Annotated in this window: 12 protein-coding genes; 4 read left to right on the forward strand and 8 right to left on the reverse strand. The window is 73.4% G+C overall.

The window, feature by feature from the left end; all coding sequences use genetic code 11:
* The first annotated feature begins 286 nt into the window (after positions 1–286).
* The 3 genes from ACZ5T9_RS11530 to ACZ5T9_RS11540 all read left to right on the forward strand — a co-directional run bounded on the left by ACZ5T9_RS11530 (position 287) and on the right by ACZ5T9_RS11540 (position 3833).
* Positions 287–1816 (forward strand): alanine racemase, encoded by a 1530-nt coding sequence (locus ACZ5T9_RS11530; protein ID WP_464834450.1) that lies wholly within the window; start codon positions 287–289, stop codon positions 1814–1816.
* Positions 1813–2919, forward strand: a complete 1107-nt coding sequence (locus ACZ5T9_RS11535; protein ID WP_464833235.1) for a lipid II:glycine glycyltransferase FemX — start codon at positions 1813–1815, stop codon at positions 2917–2919. The genes ACZ5T9_RS11530 and ACZ5T9_RS11535 overlap by 4 nt, the downstream gene beginning before the upstream one ends.
* 128 nt (positions 2920–3047) lie before the next feature.
* Positions 3048–3833 carry an enoyl-CoA hydratase/isomerase family protein gene (locus ACZ5T9_RS11540; protein WP_464833236.1) on the forward strand — a complete coding sequence of 262 codons (786 nt, stop codon included), beginning with the start codon at positions 3048–3050 and terminating at the stop codon, positions 3831–3833.
* A gap of 216 nt (positions 3834–4049) precedes the next feature.
* On the opposite strand, the gene ACZ5T9_RS11545 is transcribed toward ACZ5T9_RS11540, so the two are convergent.
* The 5 genes from ACZ5T9_RS11545 to ACZ5T9_RS11565 all read right to left on the reverse strand — a co-directional run bounded on the left by ACZ5T9_RS11545 (position 4050) and on the right by ACZ5T9_RS11565 (position 9071).
* Entirely contained in the window at positions 4050–4754 is a 705-nt protein-coding gene (locus ACZ5T9_RS11545; RefSeq protein ID WP_464834451.1) for an ABC transporter ATP-binding protein, read from the reverse strand.
* 31 nt (positions 4755–4785) lie between these two features.
* Positions 4786–5670, reverse strand: coding sequence for an ABC transporter ATP-binding protein (locus tag ACZ5T9_RS11550; protein ID WP_464833237.1), 885 nt, complete (start codon positions 5668–5670; stop codon positions 4786–4788).
* The gene (locus tag ACZ5T9_RS11555) at positions 5667–6692 is read right to left on the reverse strand and encodes a branched-chain amino acid ABC transporter permease (RefSeq protein WP_464833238.1); all 1026 of its coding nucleotides are present in this window, start codon (positions 6690–6692) and stop codon (positions 5667–5669) included. The genes ACZ5T9_RS11550 and ACZ5T9_RS11555 overlap by 4 nt, the downstream gene beginning before the upstream one ends.
* Positions 6689–7582 carry a branched-chain amino acid ABC transporter permease gene (locus ACZ5T9_RS11560; RefSeq protein ID WP_464833239.1) on the reverse strand — a complete coding sequence of 298 codons (894 nt, stop codon included), beginning with the start codon at positions 7580–7582 and terminating at the stop codon, positions 6689–6691. Before ACZ5T9_RS11560 ends, ACZ5T9_RS11555 begins: the two co-directional genes overlap by 4 nt.
* A 115-nt stretch (positions 7583–7697) precedes the next feature.
* Positions 7698–9071, reverse strand: a complete 1374-nt coding sequence (locus tag ACZ5T9_RS11565; protein WP_464833241.1) for an amino acid ABC transporter substrate-binding protein — start codon at positions 9069–9071, stop codon at positions 7698–7700.
* A 120-nt stretch (positions 9072–9191) separates the two neighbouring features.
* On the opposite strand from ACZ5T9_RS11565, the gene ACZ5T9_RS11570 reads away from it, so the two are divergent.
* Positions 9192–9323, forward strand: a complete 132-nt coding sequence (locus ACZ5T9_RS11570) for a hypothetical protein (RefSeq protein ID WP_464833242.1) — start codon at positions 9192–9194, stop codon at positions 9321–9323.
* Positions 9324–9331: 8 nt separating this feature from the next.
* On the opposite strand, the gene serA is transcribed toward ACZ5T9_RS11570, so the two are convergent.
* From serA to ACZ5T9_RS11585, 3 genes are all read right to left on the reverse strand, one after another.
* Positions 9332–11092 carry a phosphoglycerate dehydrogenase gene (gene serA, locus ACZ5T9_RS11575; protein ID WP_464833244.1) on the reverse strand — a complete coding sequence of 587 codons (1761 nt, stop codon included), beginning with the start codon at positions 11090–11092 and terminating at the stop codon, positions 9332–9334.
* On the reverse strand, positions 11089–12390 hold the full coding sequence (locus ACZ5T9_RS11580; RefSeq protein WP_464833245.1) for a pyridoxal-phosphate-dependent aminotransferase family protein: 1302 nt from the start codon (positions 12388–12390) through the stop codon (positions 11089–11091). Before ACZ5T9_RS11580 ends, serA begins: the two co-directional genes overlap by 4 nt.
* Before the next feature lie 830 nt (positions 12391–13220).
* Positions 13221–13892: a hypothetical protein gene (locus tag ACZ5T9_RS11585; protein WP_464833247.1), complete on the reverse strand. Its 672-nt coding sequence runs from the start codon at positions 13890–13892 to the stop codon at positions 13221–13223.
* Positions 13893–13947 lie beyond the last annotated feature (55 nt).

A 13947-nucleotide genomic window follows, 5' to 3' on the forward strand; every position in this document is an offset into this window, starting at 1 on the left:
GCGACGGGGGCGGTCCATGCAGGTCGCCGGATTCCGCAGGGCAACGGGAAAGCGGGAATGGAAGGCCGGCCCCCCAGGAAGCCTTTTGATGAAAAGCCGCCGCCGACGAAAGCCACAACCGCCGGTGACAGGATCCCGCCCCGCCGGACGCGAACCACAAGGCAACCCTGCGGCCCCGGGCAAGGTCCCCTGGCGCTCCTGGGCCAGCCGCGGCCCGGCGGGAGGCGGCGGGATCCCGCCCGGCCGGCAGGCGCCGGCCGGGCGGCAGCAGGAAAGGGCGTTGACGGTGGAGCACCATCTCCAGGCCAGCGGCGACGGCCAGGGGCCTGCCGCCGGGCCCGCCGGTTCCGACGGTAAGGGTATCGCCAGCCTGTCTGCGACGGACACGCTGGCCACCTGGCCGGACGAACTGGCGGCGACCCTGGCCCGGGCGCGCATCGAAGTCGACCTGGACGTGCTGGCCGCCAATCTGGCCGCCGTGCGGCGGTTCCTCCGGCCCGGGACGCGCCTCCTGGCCGTGGTGAAGGGCGACGGGTACGGCGTGGGCGCGGAGATGGCCGCCCGCACCTTCGCGGCCGCCGGCGCCGACGCCCTGGGCACCGCTACCCTGGAAAGCGCCCTGCGCCTGCGGCGGTCCGGCATCACGGCGCCCATCCTGGTCTTTCAGCCGCCGGAGCCGCCGCTGCTGGACTTCTGGCTGCGGGAAGGCCTGCAGGCCACGGTCCATGACGCCGCGACCCTGCACGCCCTGTCCCAGCGGGCTGTTGCGCTGGGAGTGGGCCGCCCCCTGGCGGTCCACCTGGAGGTGGACATGGGCCTGGGCCGCGGCGGGCTGGCGCCCGGCCAGGTGGCGCCGCTCGTGGCGGGCGCCGCCTCCCTTCCGGGCGTACGGATCGAGGGGCTTTACACCCACCTGCCCACGGCCGCCCGGCCCCGCCTGGCCCTGCGCCTGCTGGACCGGTTCCTGCGGCTGGTCCGGGACCTGGAAGAACGCGGCCTCCGGCCGCCCCTGGTGCACTGCGCCGAGAGCCACCTGCTGGTCCTGGCCCCTTACGCCCAGCTGGACATGGTTCGGGTGGGCAACCTGCTCTACGGTTACGCGCCGCGGGCGGCCCGGCGGGCGGGCCTGGCCGTGCGGCCCCCGTCGCGGCTGGTGGTGCGCGTATGGGCGGTCCACCGGGCCGGCGACATGACCCCCGGCTACCGCGGCGGGTGGGCCCGGCCGGGGACCCCCGTCGCGGTGTTGCCGGTGGGGCTGGCCGACGGCCTGCGCCCCGCCCGGGAAGCCCGCCACTGGGGCGACCGCATGGTGATCCTGGGCCGCCGGCTGCTGGGCGCCCTGGGGGCCCGCCAGGTGCTGGGCGCCAGCACCGCACCCCCGGGCCCGCGGGTTCGCGCCGGGCACCGGGAGGTGCCCTTGCGCGGCGAGTTCATGATGAACCACTGCCTGTTCGACGCCACGGGTCTCCCCCTCGCCCCCGGCCAGGAGGTGGAGCTATTGGTCAGCCGGCTGACGGCGCCCGCCCACCTGCCGGTGGTGTACCTGCGCGGCGGGCGTCCCGTGGCCGTGGCCTGGCCCCAGCGCCAGGTGCTGGAATGCGTCGCGGCCGGGACCGCAACGGCCGGGCCGGGTGGAATGGCCGGCGGGGACGCACCGGCGGCGGCCGAGGCTCCCGCCGGTGCCGGGGACGGGCAGGAACTCCGGCCGGTGACGGGGGCGGCGAGCCCAGGGGCAGGAGCGGCAAGCCCGGAAGCTGCGGTGGCCCCTCCTGTGGCCGGCGGCCCGGCGCATCCGGACGAGGAGACGATGGGATGAACCAGACAGCCAGCCTGAAGGTGGTCCGCGCCGGCCCCCAGGACCGGGAGGCCTACGACCGGGCGGTGGCCGGGTCCGGGAAGCCCCACTTCATGCAGCTCTGGGGCTGGGGCGAGGTCAAGCGGGCCACCGGTTGGGAACCTTTGCGCTTCCTGGCCACCCGGGGCGGCCGGGTCACCGGTGCCATGACGGTGCTGGCCCGGCGCCTGCCCGGGCTGGGGACGGTGTTCTACGCCCCCACGGGACCCGCCGTGGACTATGCCGACCAGGAGACGGTCCGGTCGCTGCTGGCCGCGGCCGCCGAGGAGGCCCGCCGGCACCGGGCCTTCGTCCTGCGGGTCGACCCCGACATCCCCGCCGGACGGCGCGATGCGGTCGAGCTCCTGACCCGCCTGGGCTTTCGCCGCGGGACGGAGGCCACGGCCTTCGAGGCCCTGCAGCCGCGCTTCGTCATGCGCCTGGAACTGGCGCCGACCCCGGAAGAGACCCTGGCCCGCTTCGAGTCCAAGACGCGGTACAACATCCGCTACGCCGCCCGCCAGGGGGTGACGGCCCGGGCCGCCCGGGACGAGCAGGACCTGGCCGCCTTCTACCGGCTGCTGCAGCTGACGGCGGCCCGGCAGCGCTTTGCCATCCGCGCCTTCTCCTACTACGAGGCGCTCTGGCGCCACCTGCTGGTTCCGGGCCATGGCCGCATCTTCCTGGCCGAACACCAGGGCCGGCCCGTGGCGGGAATCATGGTCTTCCGCTGCGGCGATACGGTCTGGTACCTCTACGGCGGGACCGATTACGAGGCCCGCAAGGTGATGCCCAGCCACGCCGCCCAGTGGGCGGCCATCCAGTGGGCCATCGCCGAGGGGTGCCGGATCTACGACTTCCGCGGCGTGTCCGGCAACCTGGACCCCTCCGACCCCCACTACGGCCTCTACCGGTTCAAGAAGGGTTTTGGCGCCGAGCTGGTGGAGTACGTCGGCGAGTTCGAGCGGGTCTACGCCCCCGCCCGCTACTGGGCCTTCCGCGCCGCCTTCGCTGCCCGCCGCCGGCTGCTGCGGGCCCTGCGCCGGAGCCGGGGCGGGGCCGCGGCCCCGGGTGCAACGGAATGAGGCCGCCGGGGCACCGGTTCCACCTCTCCTCGGGCTCCAAGGGAGGGACGGGACGGGATCCGCCGGGGGACGCCGGCAGGGGCGCCGCCCGGGTCCATGGAACTTTCGGCCTACGGAGGTGGACCGCCGTGGATCACACCCTGGTCCAGCTGGAGTGGCCCCAGCCCGAGGTCGCCCTGGTGCGGCTGAACCGCCCGGACCGGCTCAACGCCTTCAACACCGCCATGGCGGAAGCCGTGGCGGCCTACTTCGAAGACCTGCGCCGGGAGGAAGGCTTGCGGGCGGTGGTGCTCTGCGGCGCCGGCGACCGGGCCTTCTGCACCGGTGCCGACCTCAAGGAGCGCGCCACCCTGGACGAACAGGCCTGGTTCGCCCAGCACCACGTCTTCCAGCGGATGTTCCGGGCGGTGTCGGAGACGCCCGTGCCGGTCATCGCGGCGGTGAGGGGGTACTGCCTGGCCGGCGGGTTCGAGATCGCCCTGAACTGCGACTTCATCGTCGCGGCGGCCGACGCCCGCTTCGGCCTGCCCGAGGTCACCCGGGGCATCATGCCGGGTGGCGGCGCCACCCAGATCCTGCCCCGGGTCGTGGGCGAAGCCTGGGCCAGCCGGCTGATCATGACCGGGGAGATCATCGACGTGGAGACGGCCCGGCAGATCGGCCTGGTCACCGAGGTGACCGAACCCGAGCGGGTGGTGCCGCGGGCCCTGGAGCTGGCCGGGGTGATTGCGGCCAACGCCCCCATCAGCGTCCGCCAGGTCAAGCAGGCCATCCGCGCCACCCGGTCCCTGGGGTGGGAAGAGGGCCGGCGGCGGGAGCTGGAACTCTACGCCGCCTGCGTCCCCACCGACGACCGCCGGGAGGGCATGCGCTCCTTCGTCGAGCGGCGGCCCCCGGTCTTCCGGGGCCGCTAGGGGGCCGGTCCCTTCCGTCCCCGGCCGGTGCCGCCGTCCCCGCCCAAGGCCGCGGGGGCACCCGTCCGAGGTGCCCCCGCAAGAATCCGTCTCGAACGACCCATCCCTTGCCCTGACCGCCGGCCCTGTACCCCGGCCCTGGCCGCCGGCGCCGCCCTGGCCGCCGGGGTCGCCCGGGCCAGGGCCGGGCCCAGGACCCTCCCGCCGGTCCGGGGGCTAAGCGCCCAGGTAGGCCCGGCGGACGTAGTCGTTCTGGCGCAGTTCCGCCGCGGGCCCCTCCAGGGCAAGGCGCCCGGTCTCCAGCACGTAGACGTAATCGGCCATCTCCAGGGTGTAGTGCACGTTCTGCTCCACCAGCAGGATCGTCACCCCCTGGGCGGCGATCGCCCGCACGAACCGGAAGATGTCCTCCACCAGCCGGGGGGCCAGGCCCAGGGACGGCTCGTCCAGCATCAGGACCCGGGGTTCGGCCATCAGTCCCCGGCCGATGGCCAGCATCTGCTGCTCGCCGCCGGAGAGGGTGCCGGCCAGCTGGGCCCGGCGTTCCTTGAGGCGAGGGAACATGGCATAGACCCGTTCCAGGTTCTCCCCCACCCGGCGGCGCAGGGCCGGCGAATAGGCGCCCAGGATGAGGTTCTCTTCCACGGTCATGCGGGGCCACAGCTGGCGGCCTTCAGGAACCAGGACCAGGCCCCGGGCGACCCGGGCGTGGGCCGGAAGGCTGCTGATGTCTTCCCCCGCCAGCCGCAGCCGCCCGGCCTTGAGCGGCAAGACCCCCGCGACGGCCCGCAGGGTGGTGGTCTTGCCGGCACCGTTGGACCCGATCAGGGCGACCACCTGGCCCCGGGCCACCTGAAAGCTCAGGCCCCACACCACCTGGACCGCCCCGTAGGCGATCTCCAGCCCCTCCGCCTCCAGCAGGGGCTCCCCGCCGGGGCGGGCTCCACGGGCGTCAGGCACCGGTCTCCACCTCCACCGCCGCCCGGCCCAGGTACGCCTCGATCACCGCCGGGTTGCGCTGGATCTCCTCGGGACTTCCCTCGGCCAGCTTCTCTCCGAAGTTGAGCACGGCAATCCGGTCGCACACCGACATGACGGCTCGCATGTCGTGCTCGATGTACAGGATCGTGGTGCCGGCATCCCGGATCCTGCGCAGCAGGTCCATGACGTTGCGGGTTTCCGCGTCGGTCAGGCCGCCGCAGATCTCGTCGCACAAGAGCAGGTCCGGTGCCGTGGCCAGGGCCCGGGCCAGCTCCAGCAGCTTCTGCTGGCCTACGGGGAGGACCGCGGCCGGCAGGCCGGCCTGGGCACCCAGGCCGACGAACTCCAGCACCTCCAGGGCGCGCCGGCGGGCCTCGGCGGCCGTGCGGGGCGGCCGCCGCCCGTAGCGGGTGGCCAGCTCCACGTTCTCGACCACCGTCAGCGACCGGAAGGGGCGGACGATCTGGTGGGTGCGGGCGATCCCCAGCCGCACCCGCTGAAAGGCCTTGAGCCGCGTGACATCGCGCCCCCGGTAGATGACCCGGCCGGAGCTGGGCACCAGCGACCCGGCGATCATGCTGAAGGTGGTGGTCTTCCCCGCCCCGTTGGGCCCGATGAGCCCGAAGATGCTCCCTTGGGGCACCACCAGGTCGACGTCCTTCACGGCAGCCAGGCCGCCGAAATAGCGGCTCAGCCCCTTGACCTCCAGGACCGGAACCCCGCGGGCCGCCCCTCCGGCCTGGTCGCTGCTCCCGCCTCCGGGCCCGGCATCGCCCCGGGACGCGGGACCGGCGGAATCCGGGACCGGTCCCCGGGCGGCCCCGGGCTCCCGGGCCAGCCTGACCGGGCTCGTCATGCCTTCACCCCCCCAGCCTGCACCGGCGCGCCGGTCGCCCGCCGTTGGAACAGGGTCTTCCAGATGCGCCGGGCCAGGCCCACCACGCCCCCGGGTTCGAAGAGGATCACCAGGATCAGCAGGGCGCCGTACAGGCCCAGGTGGATCTGGGCGAAGCGGGCGACCAGCTCTTCCTGCACGATGCCGTAGACGGCACCGCCGATCACCGGTCCCCAGATGGTGGCGAGCCCGCCGATCACCGGCATCAGCAGGATGGAGACGCTGTTGTTGAAGTTGAAGACCCCGCTGGGGTCGATGAAGGCCGCATACCGGGCATACGCCCCGCCCGCCGCGCCCACCAGGGCGGCGGCCAGGGCATGGACCGCCAGCTTGTGCAGGAAGGGGTTGATGCCGATGTCGGCCGCCGCGTCCTCGTCGTCCCGGATGGCATTCAGGGCCAGGCCGAAGCGGGAGCGGGCCACCAGGATGGAGACCGCCAGCGCCAGGCCGAAGATCGCCACCGCCGTCAGGTAGTGGTGCTCCATGACGAAGGGCACCCGCCGGCCGCCGATCACCTCGTCGACCCGGTAGCCGCTGGCGGCACCCAGGGCCTCCAGGTTGTTCATCACCACCCGCACCGCCTCGTTGACGCCGATGGTGGCAATGGCGAAGTAGGGCCCCCGCAGGCGAAAGGTGGGCAGGCCGATCAGCAAGGAGGCCGCCGCCGCCACCAGCGCGGCTCCCGCCAGGGACAGGTACGGGTTGACGTGCCCCGCGGTGATCAGCACCGCCGCGGCGTAGGCCCCCAGGCCGTAGAACACGGCAAAACCGAAGGAGACCTGCCCGGCAAAGCCTCCCACCAGATTCCAGGCGATGCTGCAGGTGGTCCAGAGCAGGGTCGTGAAGATCAGCCGCAGGTTGCCCTGCCACCCTGCCAGGGGCAGGGCGATGAGGAAGGCCGTCAGGGCGAAAGCCACCGCCAGATCGCGGGTGGCCGTGACCCGGGCCAGGGCCTGTCCGGCCGGAGGGGATGCCGCCGTCATGTGGCCCGCCCCCTTCGCTCCAGCAGGCTGGCCACGCCGCCCGGCAGGACCAGCAGGGCCACCACCAGCAGCGAGAAGGAGATGGCCATCTGGTACCCGGCCGGCACGAACTGCACGCTGAAGGTCTCCACCAGGGCCAGGATCAGCGCCCCCAGCGCCACGCCGGCAAAGGATTCCAGCCCGCCCAGCACGATGATGACGAAGGATCGCAAGAGGAACGGCCGGCCGAAGTCGGGGTCGAAGGAGTACAGGGAGGCCAGCAGCGCGCCGGCAAGTCCTGCAAAGGCGATGCCCAGCCCGAAGCTGAGCCGGGCGGTCCGGGCCGTGTCGATGCCCACCAGCCGGCCGGCGAACGGGTTCTGGGTCAGGGCGCGCACCGCCCGCCCGAACCAGGTGCGGGTCAGCAGCAGCTGCAGCAGGACCAGGGAGACCACGGCCACCGCGAAGACCACCAGCTGGACCACCGACAGGGTCAGGGGCCCCACCTTCACCGTGGCCAGCGTCATGTCCGTGTAGATGGACCGGTCGTGGTTGCCCCAGATGGCGTAGCCGATGTTCTGCAGGACCAGCCACAGGCCGAACAGGAGCAGGAGCGACGGCAGGGTGGGCTGGTCCGAGACCGGCAGCCAGCGGACCAGCAGCCAGTGCACGGCCATGCCGAGCACGAAGAACACCGGAAAGGCCAGCAGCGCGCCCAGGATGGGGTTGAGCCCCGCCCGGTTGAACAGCTCGAAGACGAAGTACGCCCCCAGCATCATGAAGCCGGCGTGGGCCAGGTTGATGATCTTCATCACGCCGTAGATGATCGTCATGCCGAAGGACATGGTGGTGTAGATCCCCGCCAGCAGCAGCGAGGCCACCAGCAGGTTCAGGACGTCCAGCCAACCCAACGGTGCTGCACCCCCTCCGGGGACAGGGGAACGCGGCCCCGGCCCGAGGGCCGTGGGCCGCGTTCCCTTCCCCAACTGGTCGAATGCCGTTGCGGCAGGGACCGGGCTCCGGCGGTCAGCGGGCCGGCACGGGGGCCACGGCCTCGCCCGTGGCGGCATCCTCGGGGTACACGATGTCAACCTCACCGCCGGGCTTGTTCTGCACGATGACGAAGGGCAACTCCACCTGACCGTTCTCAGGGAAGTTCAGCCGCTGGCCGGGCAGCAGCGAGTCGGTGAGCTCTACCTGGCGCAGCGCATCGCGGATCGCCGTGGGATCCAGGCTGTCCGCCTGGTCGATGGCCTTGGCCAGGATGCGCATGGCGTCGTAGGCCGTGGCCGCGTACCAGGAATCGGGCTCGCGGCGGTACTTGGCCTTGTAGTCCTCGACGAACTTCTTCACCTGCGGGTAGGGCAGTTCCTTGGACCACCAGATGCCCGCGAAGATGTAGTCGACGGCGTCGCCCAGCGCCTCCCGCGCCGCTGCCTCCGGACCGCGGGCGCCGTAGCTGATCATCTGGTGATGCAGGCCCATCTGGACGTACTGCCGGTGCATGGTGATGTAGTCTTCCAGGTGCGCGTCGGAGAGGAAGATGTCCGCGTTGGCGTTCTTCACCTTCTGCAGGACGCCGGAGAAGTCGGTGCCGCCCAGCTCGAAGGTGTCCTCCACCACGATCTCGAAGTAGCCCGGATGTTCTTCGATCCACTTCTTGATGCCGTCGGCGTAGTCCACGCCGTGGTCGGTGTTCTCGACCACCAGCGCGATGGACAGGCCCTTCTCCAGCTTGCCCTGGTCGACCAGCCAGCCCAGGAACTCCCCGGTGGTGTAGCCGAGCAGGCTCACCGGAGCCAGCGTACCGAAGGTGTACTGGTAGCCCTGGCTGAAGATGGAGCTGGCCGCCGCGCCCGGCGTGATCCAGGGCACCTGGTAGCGGTCCGCCATGGGCGATTCGGCCTGACCCAGGGCGGTGGAATAGCCGCCGATCACCGCCACCACCTTGTCCTGCTCCATGGCGCGCTGGACCAGTGAAGCCGACTTGGCCTGGTCGGACTCGTCGTCGTAGACGACCGGCTCCACCTTGAGCTGCTTTCCGGCGACCTCGATCCCGCCGGCCGCATTGATCTGCTCGATGGCCAGCTGGATGCCTTCCAGCTGGTAGGTGCCGGGCTTGGCCTCCCGCCCCGTCTGGGGCAGGACGATGCCGACCTTGATGGATTCCGCGCCCCCGGCCCCGCCGGAGCTGCCGCCCTCACCTGCGCCAGCCCCGCCGCCGGCCCCGCCGCCACCGCCGCCGCACGCCGTCAGCGCCGCCAGCGCCAGGGCCAGACCTGCCGCCACCGCCCAGCGGCCGGACCGGCGCCGCCGCCGGCGAGCCGGGCGTTGCCCTGCCACCGCGACTTCCGCCTCGCCGCCGGCGCCCGCCGGCAGCCTGCCCGTACTGCGTTCCACCGCCGTACCCCCCAGTGATGAAAGGTGGAGTAGAATGTCATCCTGTTTTGCGAAGGGGCGGGGGAAATCCTGCCCTTTGAACGGAAACGGCCCCGGGTTCCAGATATTGTGAGGTGTCGGATGATGGGCGAAGAAAAGCAGGGCGCCGGCAACGGGGCCGGCGCCACGGCCATCAAGTACGGTGCCTGGATCATCATGCTGCTGGCCGTGCTGTACTTCCTGGCCAATTACGTGATTCCGCTGTTCCGCTAGCGGCCAGATCAGCCCGCCCGCTCCTGCACGGCCGGGGTCGCCGCCATGCCAGCGGGCGGCCCGGCGGCTCCCGGGGCCGGCCCGGTCCCTCCCTGGCGCCGGGCCGGCCCGTCCCCGCCGGCGGGCTCCGCAGTCGCGCCCGGTGCGGGCCGGGGCACCGGCTGGAGCAGGGCCGCCGGCACGTGCACCAGCCGCGCTTCCTCCATGCCGGGCAGCCGGCGGATCTCCGCCAGCAGGGGCGGGGGCACGGGATCGTCCAGGGCCAGGACCATGATGGCCTCGCCCCGCACCCGCCGCCGGGCCACCTGCATGGCCGCGATGTTGATCTCCCCCATGCCCAGCAGGCCGCCCACCTTGCCGATCATGCCCGGCCGGTCGTGATGCCGTGTGAGCAGCAGCCGGGGCGCCGGCACCATGTCCAGGGGCAGCCCGTCCAGGTGGACCAGCCGCGGCAGCCCTTCGGGGCTCAGGCTCCCGGCCACCGCCCGCCGCGGCCCCCGGCCGCCGGCCAGTTCCACCACCGGGACCGGCAGGTCGGGGTGGCGCTCGCTGCGCCAGCGCAGGGTGATGCCCCGCCGGGCCGCCAGCACCGCGGCGTTGACGGCGTTCACCGGGCCGTCCACCACCCCGGCCAGCAGGCCCTTGAGAACGGCCCCCGCCAGCAGCTCGAAGCCCCGCTCCGAGGGCAGGTCCCGGGCCGCCACCCGCAGCTCCAAATCCTCCAGCGGGCCGCCCAGCCCCTCGCGGTAGACCAGGCCCACCAGCTCCGCCACCGGCGCCAGGGGCCCGGCCGCGTGCCAGTCCTGATCCGACAGGGGCGGCAGGTTGACGGCGCCCCGCACCGGCTGGCCCTGCAGGGCGCGCAGCACCTGCTCGGCGATGGCCCGGGCATTGTAGGCCTGGGCTTCCCGGGTCGAACCACCCAGGTGGGGCGTGGCCACCACGTTGGGCAGCTCCAGCAGGGGGCTTTCCCCCGGCGGCTCGGTGGCGAACACATCCAGCCCCGCCCCTGCCAGGCGGCCCTCGGTCAGGGCCTGGTAGAGGGCCTGTTCGTCCACGATGCCGCCGCGGGCGGTGTGGATGAGGTAGGCGCCCGGGCGCATGCGGGCCAGGGCTCCGGCGTCGATCAGGTTGCGGGTCGCCGGCGTCAGGGGCGTGTGGACGCTGACCACGTCGGCGCGGGCCAGCAGGTCGTCCAGGGCTGCGGGCTCGGCCCCCAGCTGGCGGATGCGGGCCTCGGGCACGTAGGGATCATAGGCCAGCACGACCATGCCGAAGGCCCGGGCCCGCTGGGCCACCTCCTGGCCGATGCGCCCGAAGCCCACCAGTCCCATCACCTTGCCGCGCAGTTCCTCCCCGACGAACCGGTTCCTCTCCCAGCGCCCCTGGCGCAGGGAGGCGGCGGCCGGCACGAGCCGCCGGACCAGGGCCAGCAGCAGGGCGAAGACGTGCTCGGCGACGGCCACGGTGTTGCCGTCGGCCACGTTGACCACCACGATGCCCCGCTCGGTGGCCGCCTCCAGGTCGATGTTGTCGACCCCCACCCCCGCCCGGCCGATCACCCGCAGCCGAGGCGCCGCGGCGATGAGGTCCGCGGTCACCTTGACCCGGCTGCGCACGATCAGGGCGTCGGCGGCGGGCAGGAGATCCCGCTTCAGGGTCTCGAGGTTCGCCCCCGCGGCGTCGATGAGATGGCAGTGCTCTTCCAGCAGGGCCAGGCCGTCCCGGGGCAAGGGATCGGCCACCACCACCCTGGGCCTCTGACTCATGCGCCCACCTCCTCCCCCGCGGCTTGGGCCCAGACCGCCCGGGCGGCGGCCGCCGCGGCACCGGGCGGCACCGGCCGGCCGGTTTCTGTCAGCATGGGGGCCAGCACGGCGTCCAGGGCCGCCATGGCGGTCAGGATGTCGGCCGGCTCCAGGGCACCCATGTGGCCGATGCGGAAGGCCCGGTCCTTGAGGGGCCCCTGGGCGCTGACCACCACCACGCCGTGGCCGTCCGCCAGGCGGCGGATCACCTCGCCGGGCCGCACCCCGTCAGGCAGCGGCACCGCCGTCACCGTGGGGGAGGCCTCCTCGTCCCGCGCCAGGGGCTCCAGCCCCAGGGCCCGCACTCCCGCCCGCACCATGGCGGAGAGCAGCCGGTGGCGGCGGTAGACGTTTCCCTCCCCTTCGGCGGCGATCCGCTCCAGGGCCGCCTGGAGGCCGAACCAGAGGGTCACCGCCGGGGTGTAGGGGAAGTCGCCCTCGCCCGCCAGGTAGGGCCGCACGTCCCAGGTGAACCGGGGCAGCCGGGCCTGTTCCACCGCCTCCAGGGCCCGGGGCCCCAGGGCCACGATGCCCAGGCCGGGCGGCGTCATCAGCGCCTTCTGGGACCCCGTCACCGCCACGTCGATGCCCAACGCGTCCATGGCCACGGGGACCGCGGCAAAGGAGCTCACCATGTCGACCAGCACCAGCGCCTCGGGCGCCGCCCGGCGGATGGCGGGCACCAGCTGCTCCAGCGGCAGGAGCGCCCCGGTGGAGGTCTCCGAGTGGGTGAGGAACACGGCCCGGTACGGCCGGCCCGCCCCGCGACCCGCGGCCTCCAGCCGCTCCAGCACCTGTTCGGTCCGGGGGATCTGGCCCCAGGGCACCTCCAGGCGGTCGACCTCCAGGCCGTAGGCTTCGGCGACGGCGGCAAAGCGATCGCCGAAGAGGCCCATCACCACCGCCAGCACCCGGTCGCCCGGCGACAGGGTGTTGACCACCGCCGCCTCCAACGCCCCCGTCCCCGAGCAGGGGAACACCACCACGCGGCCGCTGGTGCGGAACAGCCGCCGCAGTCCTTCCCGCACGGCGGCGCTGACCCGGTCGAACTCGCGGCTGCGGTGCAGGACCACCTGCCGGCCACAGGCGGCCCGCACCTCATCGGGGACGGCGGTGGGTCCCGGCGACAGGAACACCTTCGCCGGACGAACCGGCTCGCGACGACGCCTGTCGACCCGCTCGGCATCGGTCTCGCCGGCCGGTCCCGCGGCCGGCTGGGCGGAGAAGGCTCCGGCCACCCTCTCCAGCGGCTGGTGCATGGCGACACCCTCCTTTGGGCGAGCCGGGCAGCGGTGCCCGGACGGTCGAAGCACCCTCGCGATCCCCCGGCAACGCCGCGCGCCGCGTACCGGGTCGGACCCCGGGGCGCGGGAGACCGGGGGACTACGCCCCCGCAGCAGGCCCCAGAACGCCGGGTCGCGCCTCGAGACGCGATCCCGAGCGCCGCTCCCGGACCCGCCCCGACCACCGCACGCGAAGGGGGGCCCGGGAGGGGACGTCTTGGCCCGCACAGCCCCTTGCAGCCGAGCCTCCTGCACGCCAGGCCAGGGGGCCCGGAAGGGACGTTCCGGCCCGCGCGGCCCGCGGCGACGGGCCGGCAACGGGGCAGGAAAACACGAGAACCCGTCCCTTCCGGGACGGGTTCTCACCCGCGGTGCCACCCCGCTTGACCTCGCGCGCATCGGACCGGGCGGCTCGCGACCGGCATCCGCCCGATGGATGCCCTTCGCTGCCGGCCGGCGCCCGCCCGGTGGCGAGGCCCCCTCTCGGCCGTTAACGGCGGCCTGCCGGACCCCTTCCGATCCCTGCCGGACCCTCGGGGCCACCTCCGGGGTGGATTCCCCTGCCCGCCCCACCGGCTCGCACCATCCGCCGGCTCTCTGGCGGCAGCGTCAGCAGGGTACTAGCCCCTTCAACGGCGCCTCGACCATCGTTCAGGTTTGGGCGGGATTCTAGCATAGGCGCCCCGGCCAGGCAAGGCGGCGTCGCGGGGATTTTGCGAATGTTCGTCGGCGTCAGGAATCGATCTTTCGACAGCGCGGCATTCGCGGACGTGCCTCCGTAGCTCGCGAGGCCCCGCGTCATCGCGTCATCCTTGACGGAGGAACCGCTCGTTCCTCCGGTAGCGTTCGGCCGTCGCCAGCGCCGCCAGGCCAGCCAGGCCCACCAGCGCCCAGCGGTTCGCGACCAAGGCGGGCGGCAGCGGCTGTCCCAGGGCCAGGGCTTCCACGATGGCAGCGGGATCGACCCCGGCCGCGCGCAAGCCGCCACTGGCCGCGAAGAGGTAGAGCGACCCGGTGAGGTCGCCGCGGGTGACGGCCTCCAGCGCCCACCAGGCCACGGCCGCCCCGGCGCCGGCCACCGGGGTCCGGACGAGCACGGCCACCAAGGCTGCCAGAGCGCCGAGCCAGGCCGCGGCGGGCAGCGCGAGGCCCACCGCCCGTAGGCCGGTCCCCCAGGGGGCTCCCCCGGCTGGGGCCAGCCGGAGAACGGCCACGGTGGTCATCCCGAGGGCGACCAGGAGGTAGGTCGCCAGCGCCAAGCCGACCCGCTCTAGCACGACCACCGTCCGGCGAAACGGCAGCGCCCGCCAGAGTCCCGGCCGCCGCCCCTCCACGTCCGCCCACAGGGACACGGTCACGGGCAGGACGGCCAGGACCAGGAACTCCTCGACGAGCCGCAACAGGGTGTGCAGCGCCAGGGGGTGGCCCATCAGCCGCTCGGGCCACACCAACACCGGGACGAACGCCAAGCCCAACACCGCGGTGACCGCCAGGCCTGGTCGCGCCAAACGGAGGTGCAATCGCACCAGACCG

It is taken from the genome of Thermaerobacter nagasakiensis (assembly GCF_055396825.1).

Bases quoted from the DNA above. Each gene is read 5' to 3' on its own strand.
- ACZ5T9_RS11535 (WP_464833235.1), top strand. From the start codon at position 1,813: ATGAACCAGACAGCCAGCCTGAAGGTGGTCCGCGCCGGCCCCCAGGAC.
- ACZ5T9_RS11550 (WP_464833237.1), bottom strand. From the start codon at position 5,670: ATGACGAGCCCGGTCAGGCTGGCCCGGGAGCCCGGGGCCGCCCGGGGA.
- ACZ5T9_RS11555 (WP_464833238.1), bottom strand. From the start codon at position 6,692: ATGACGGCGGCATCCCCTCCGGCCGGACAGGCCCTGGCCCGGGTCACG.
- ACZ5T9_RS11570 (WP_464833242.1), top strand. From the start codon at position 9,192: ATGATGGGCGAAGAAAAGCAGGGCGCCGGCAACGGGGCCGGCGCCACG.
- serA (WP_464833244.1), bottom strand. From the start codon at position 11,092: ATGAGTCAGAGGCCCAGGGTGGTGGTGGCCGATCCCTTGCCCCGGGAC.
- ACZ5T9_RS11580 (WP_464833245.1), bottom strand. From the start codon at position 12,390: ATGCACCAGCCGCTGGAGAGGGTGGCCGGAGCCTTCTCCGCCCAGCCG.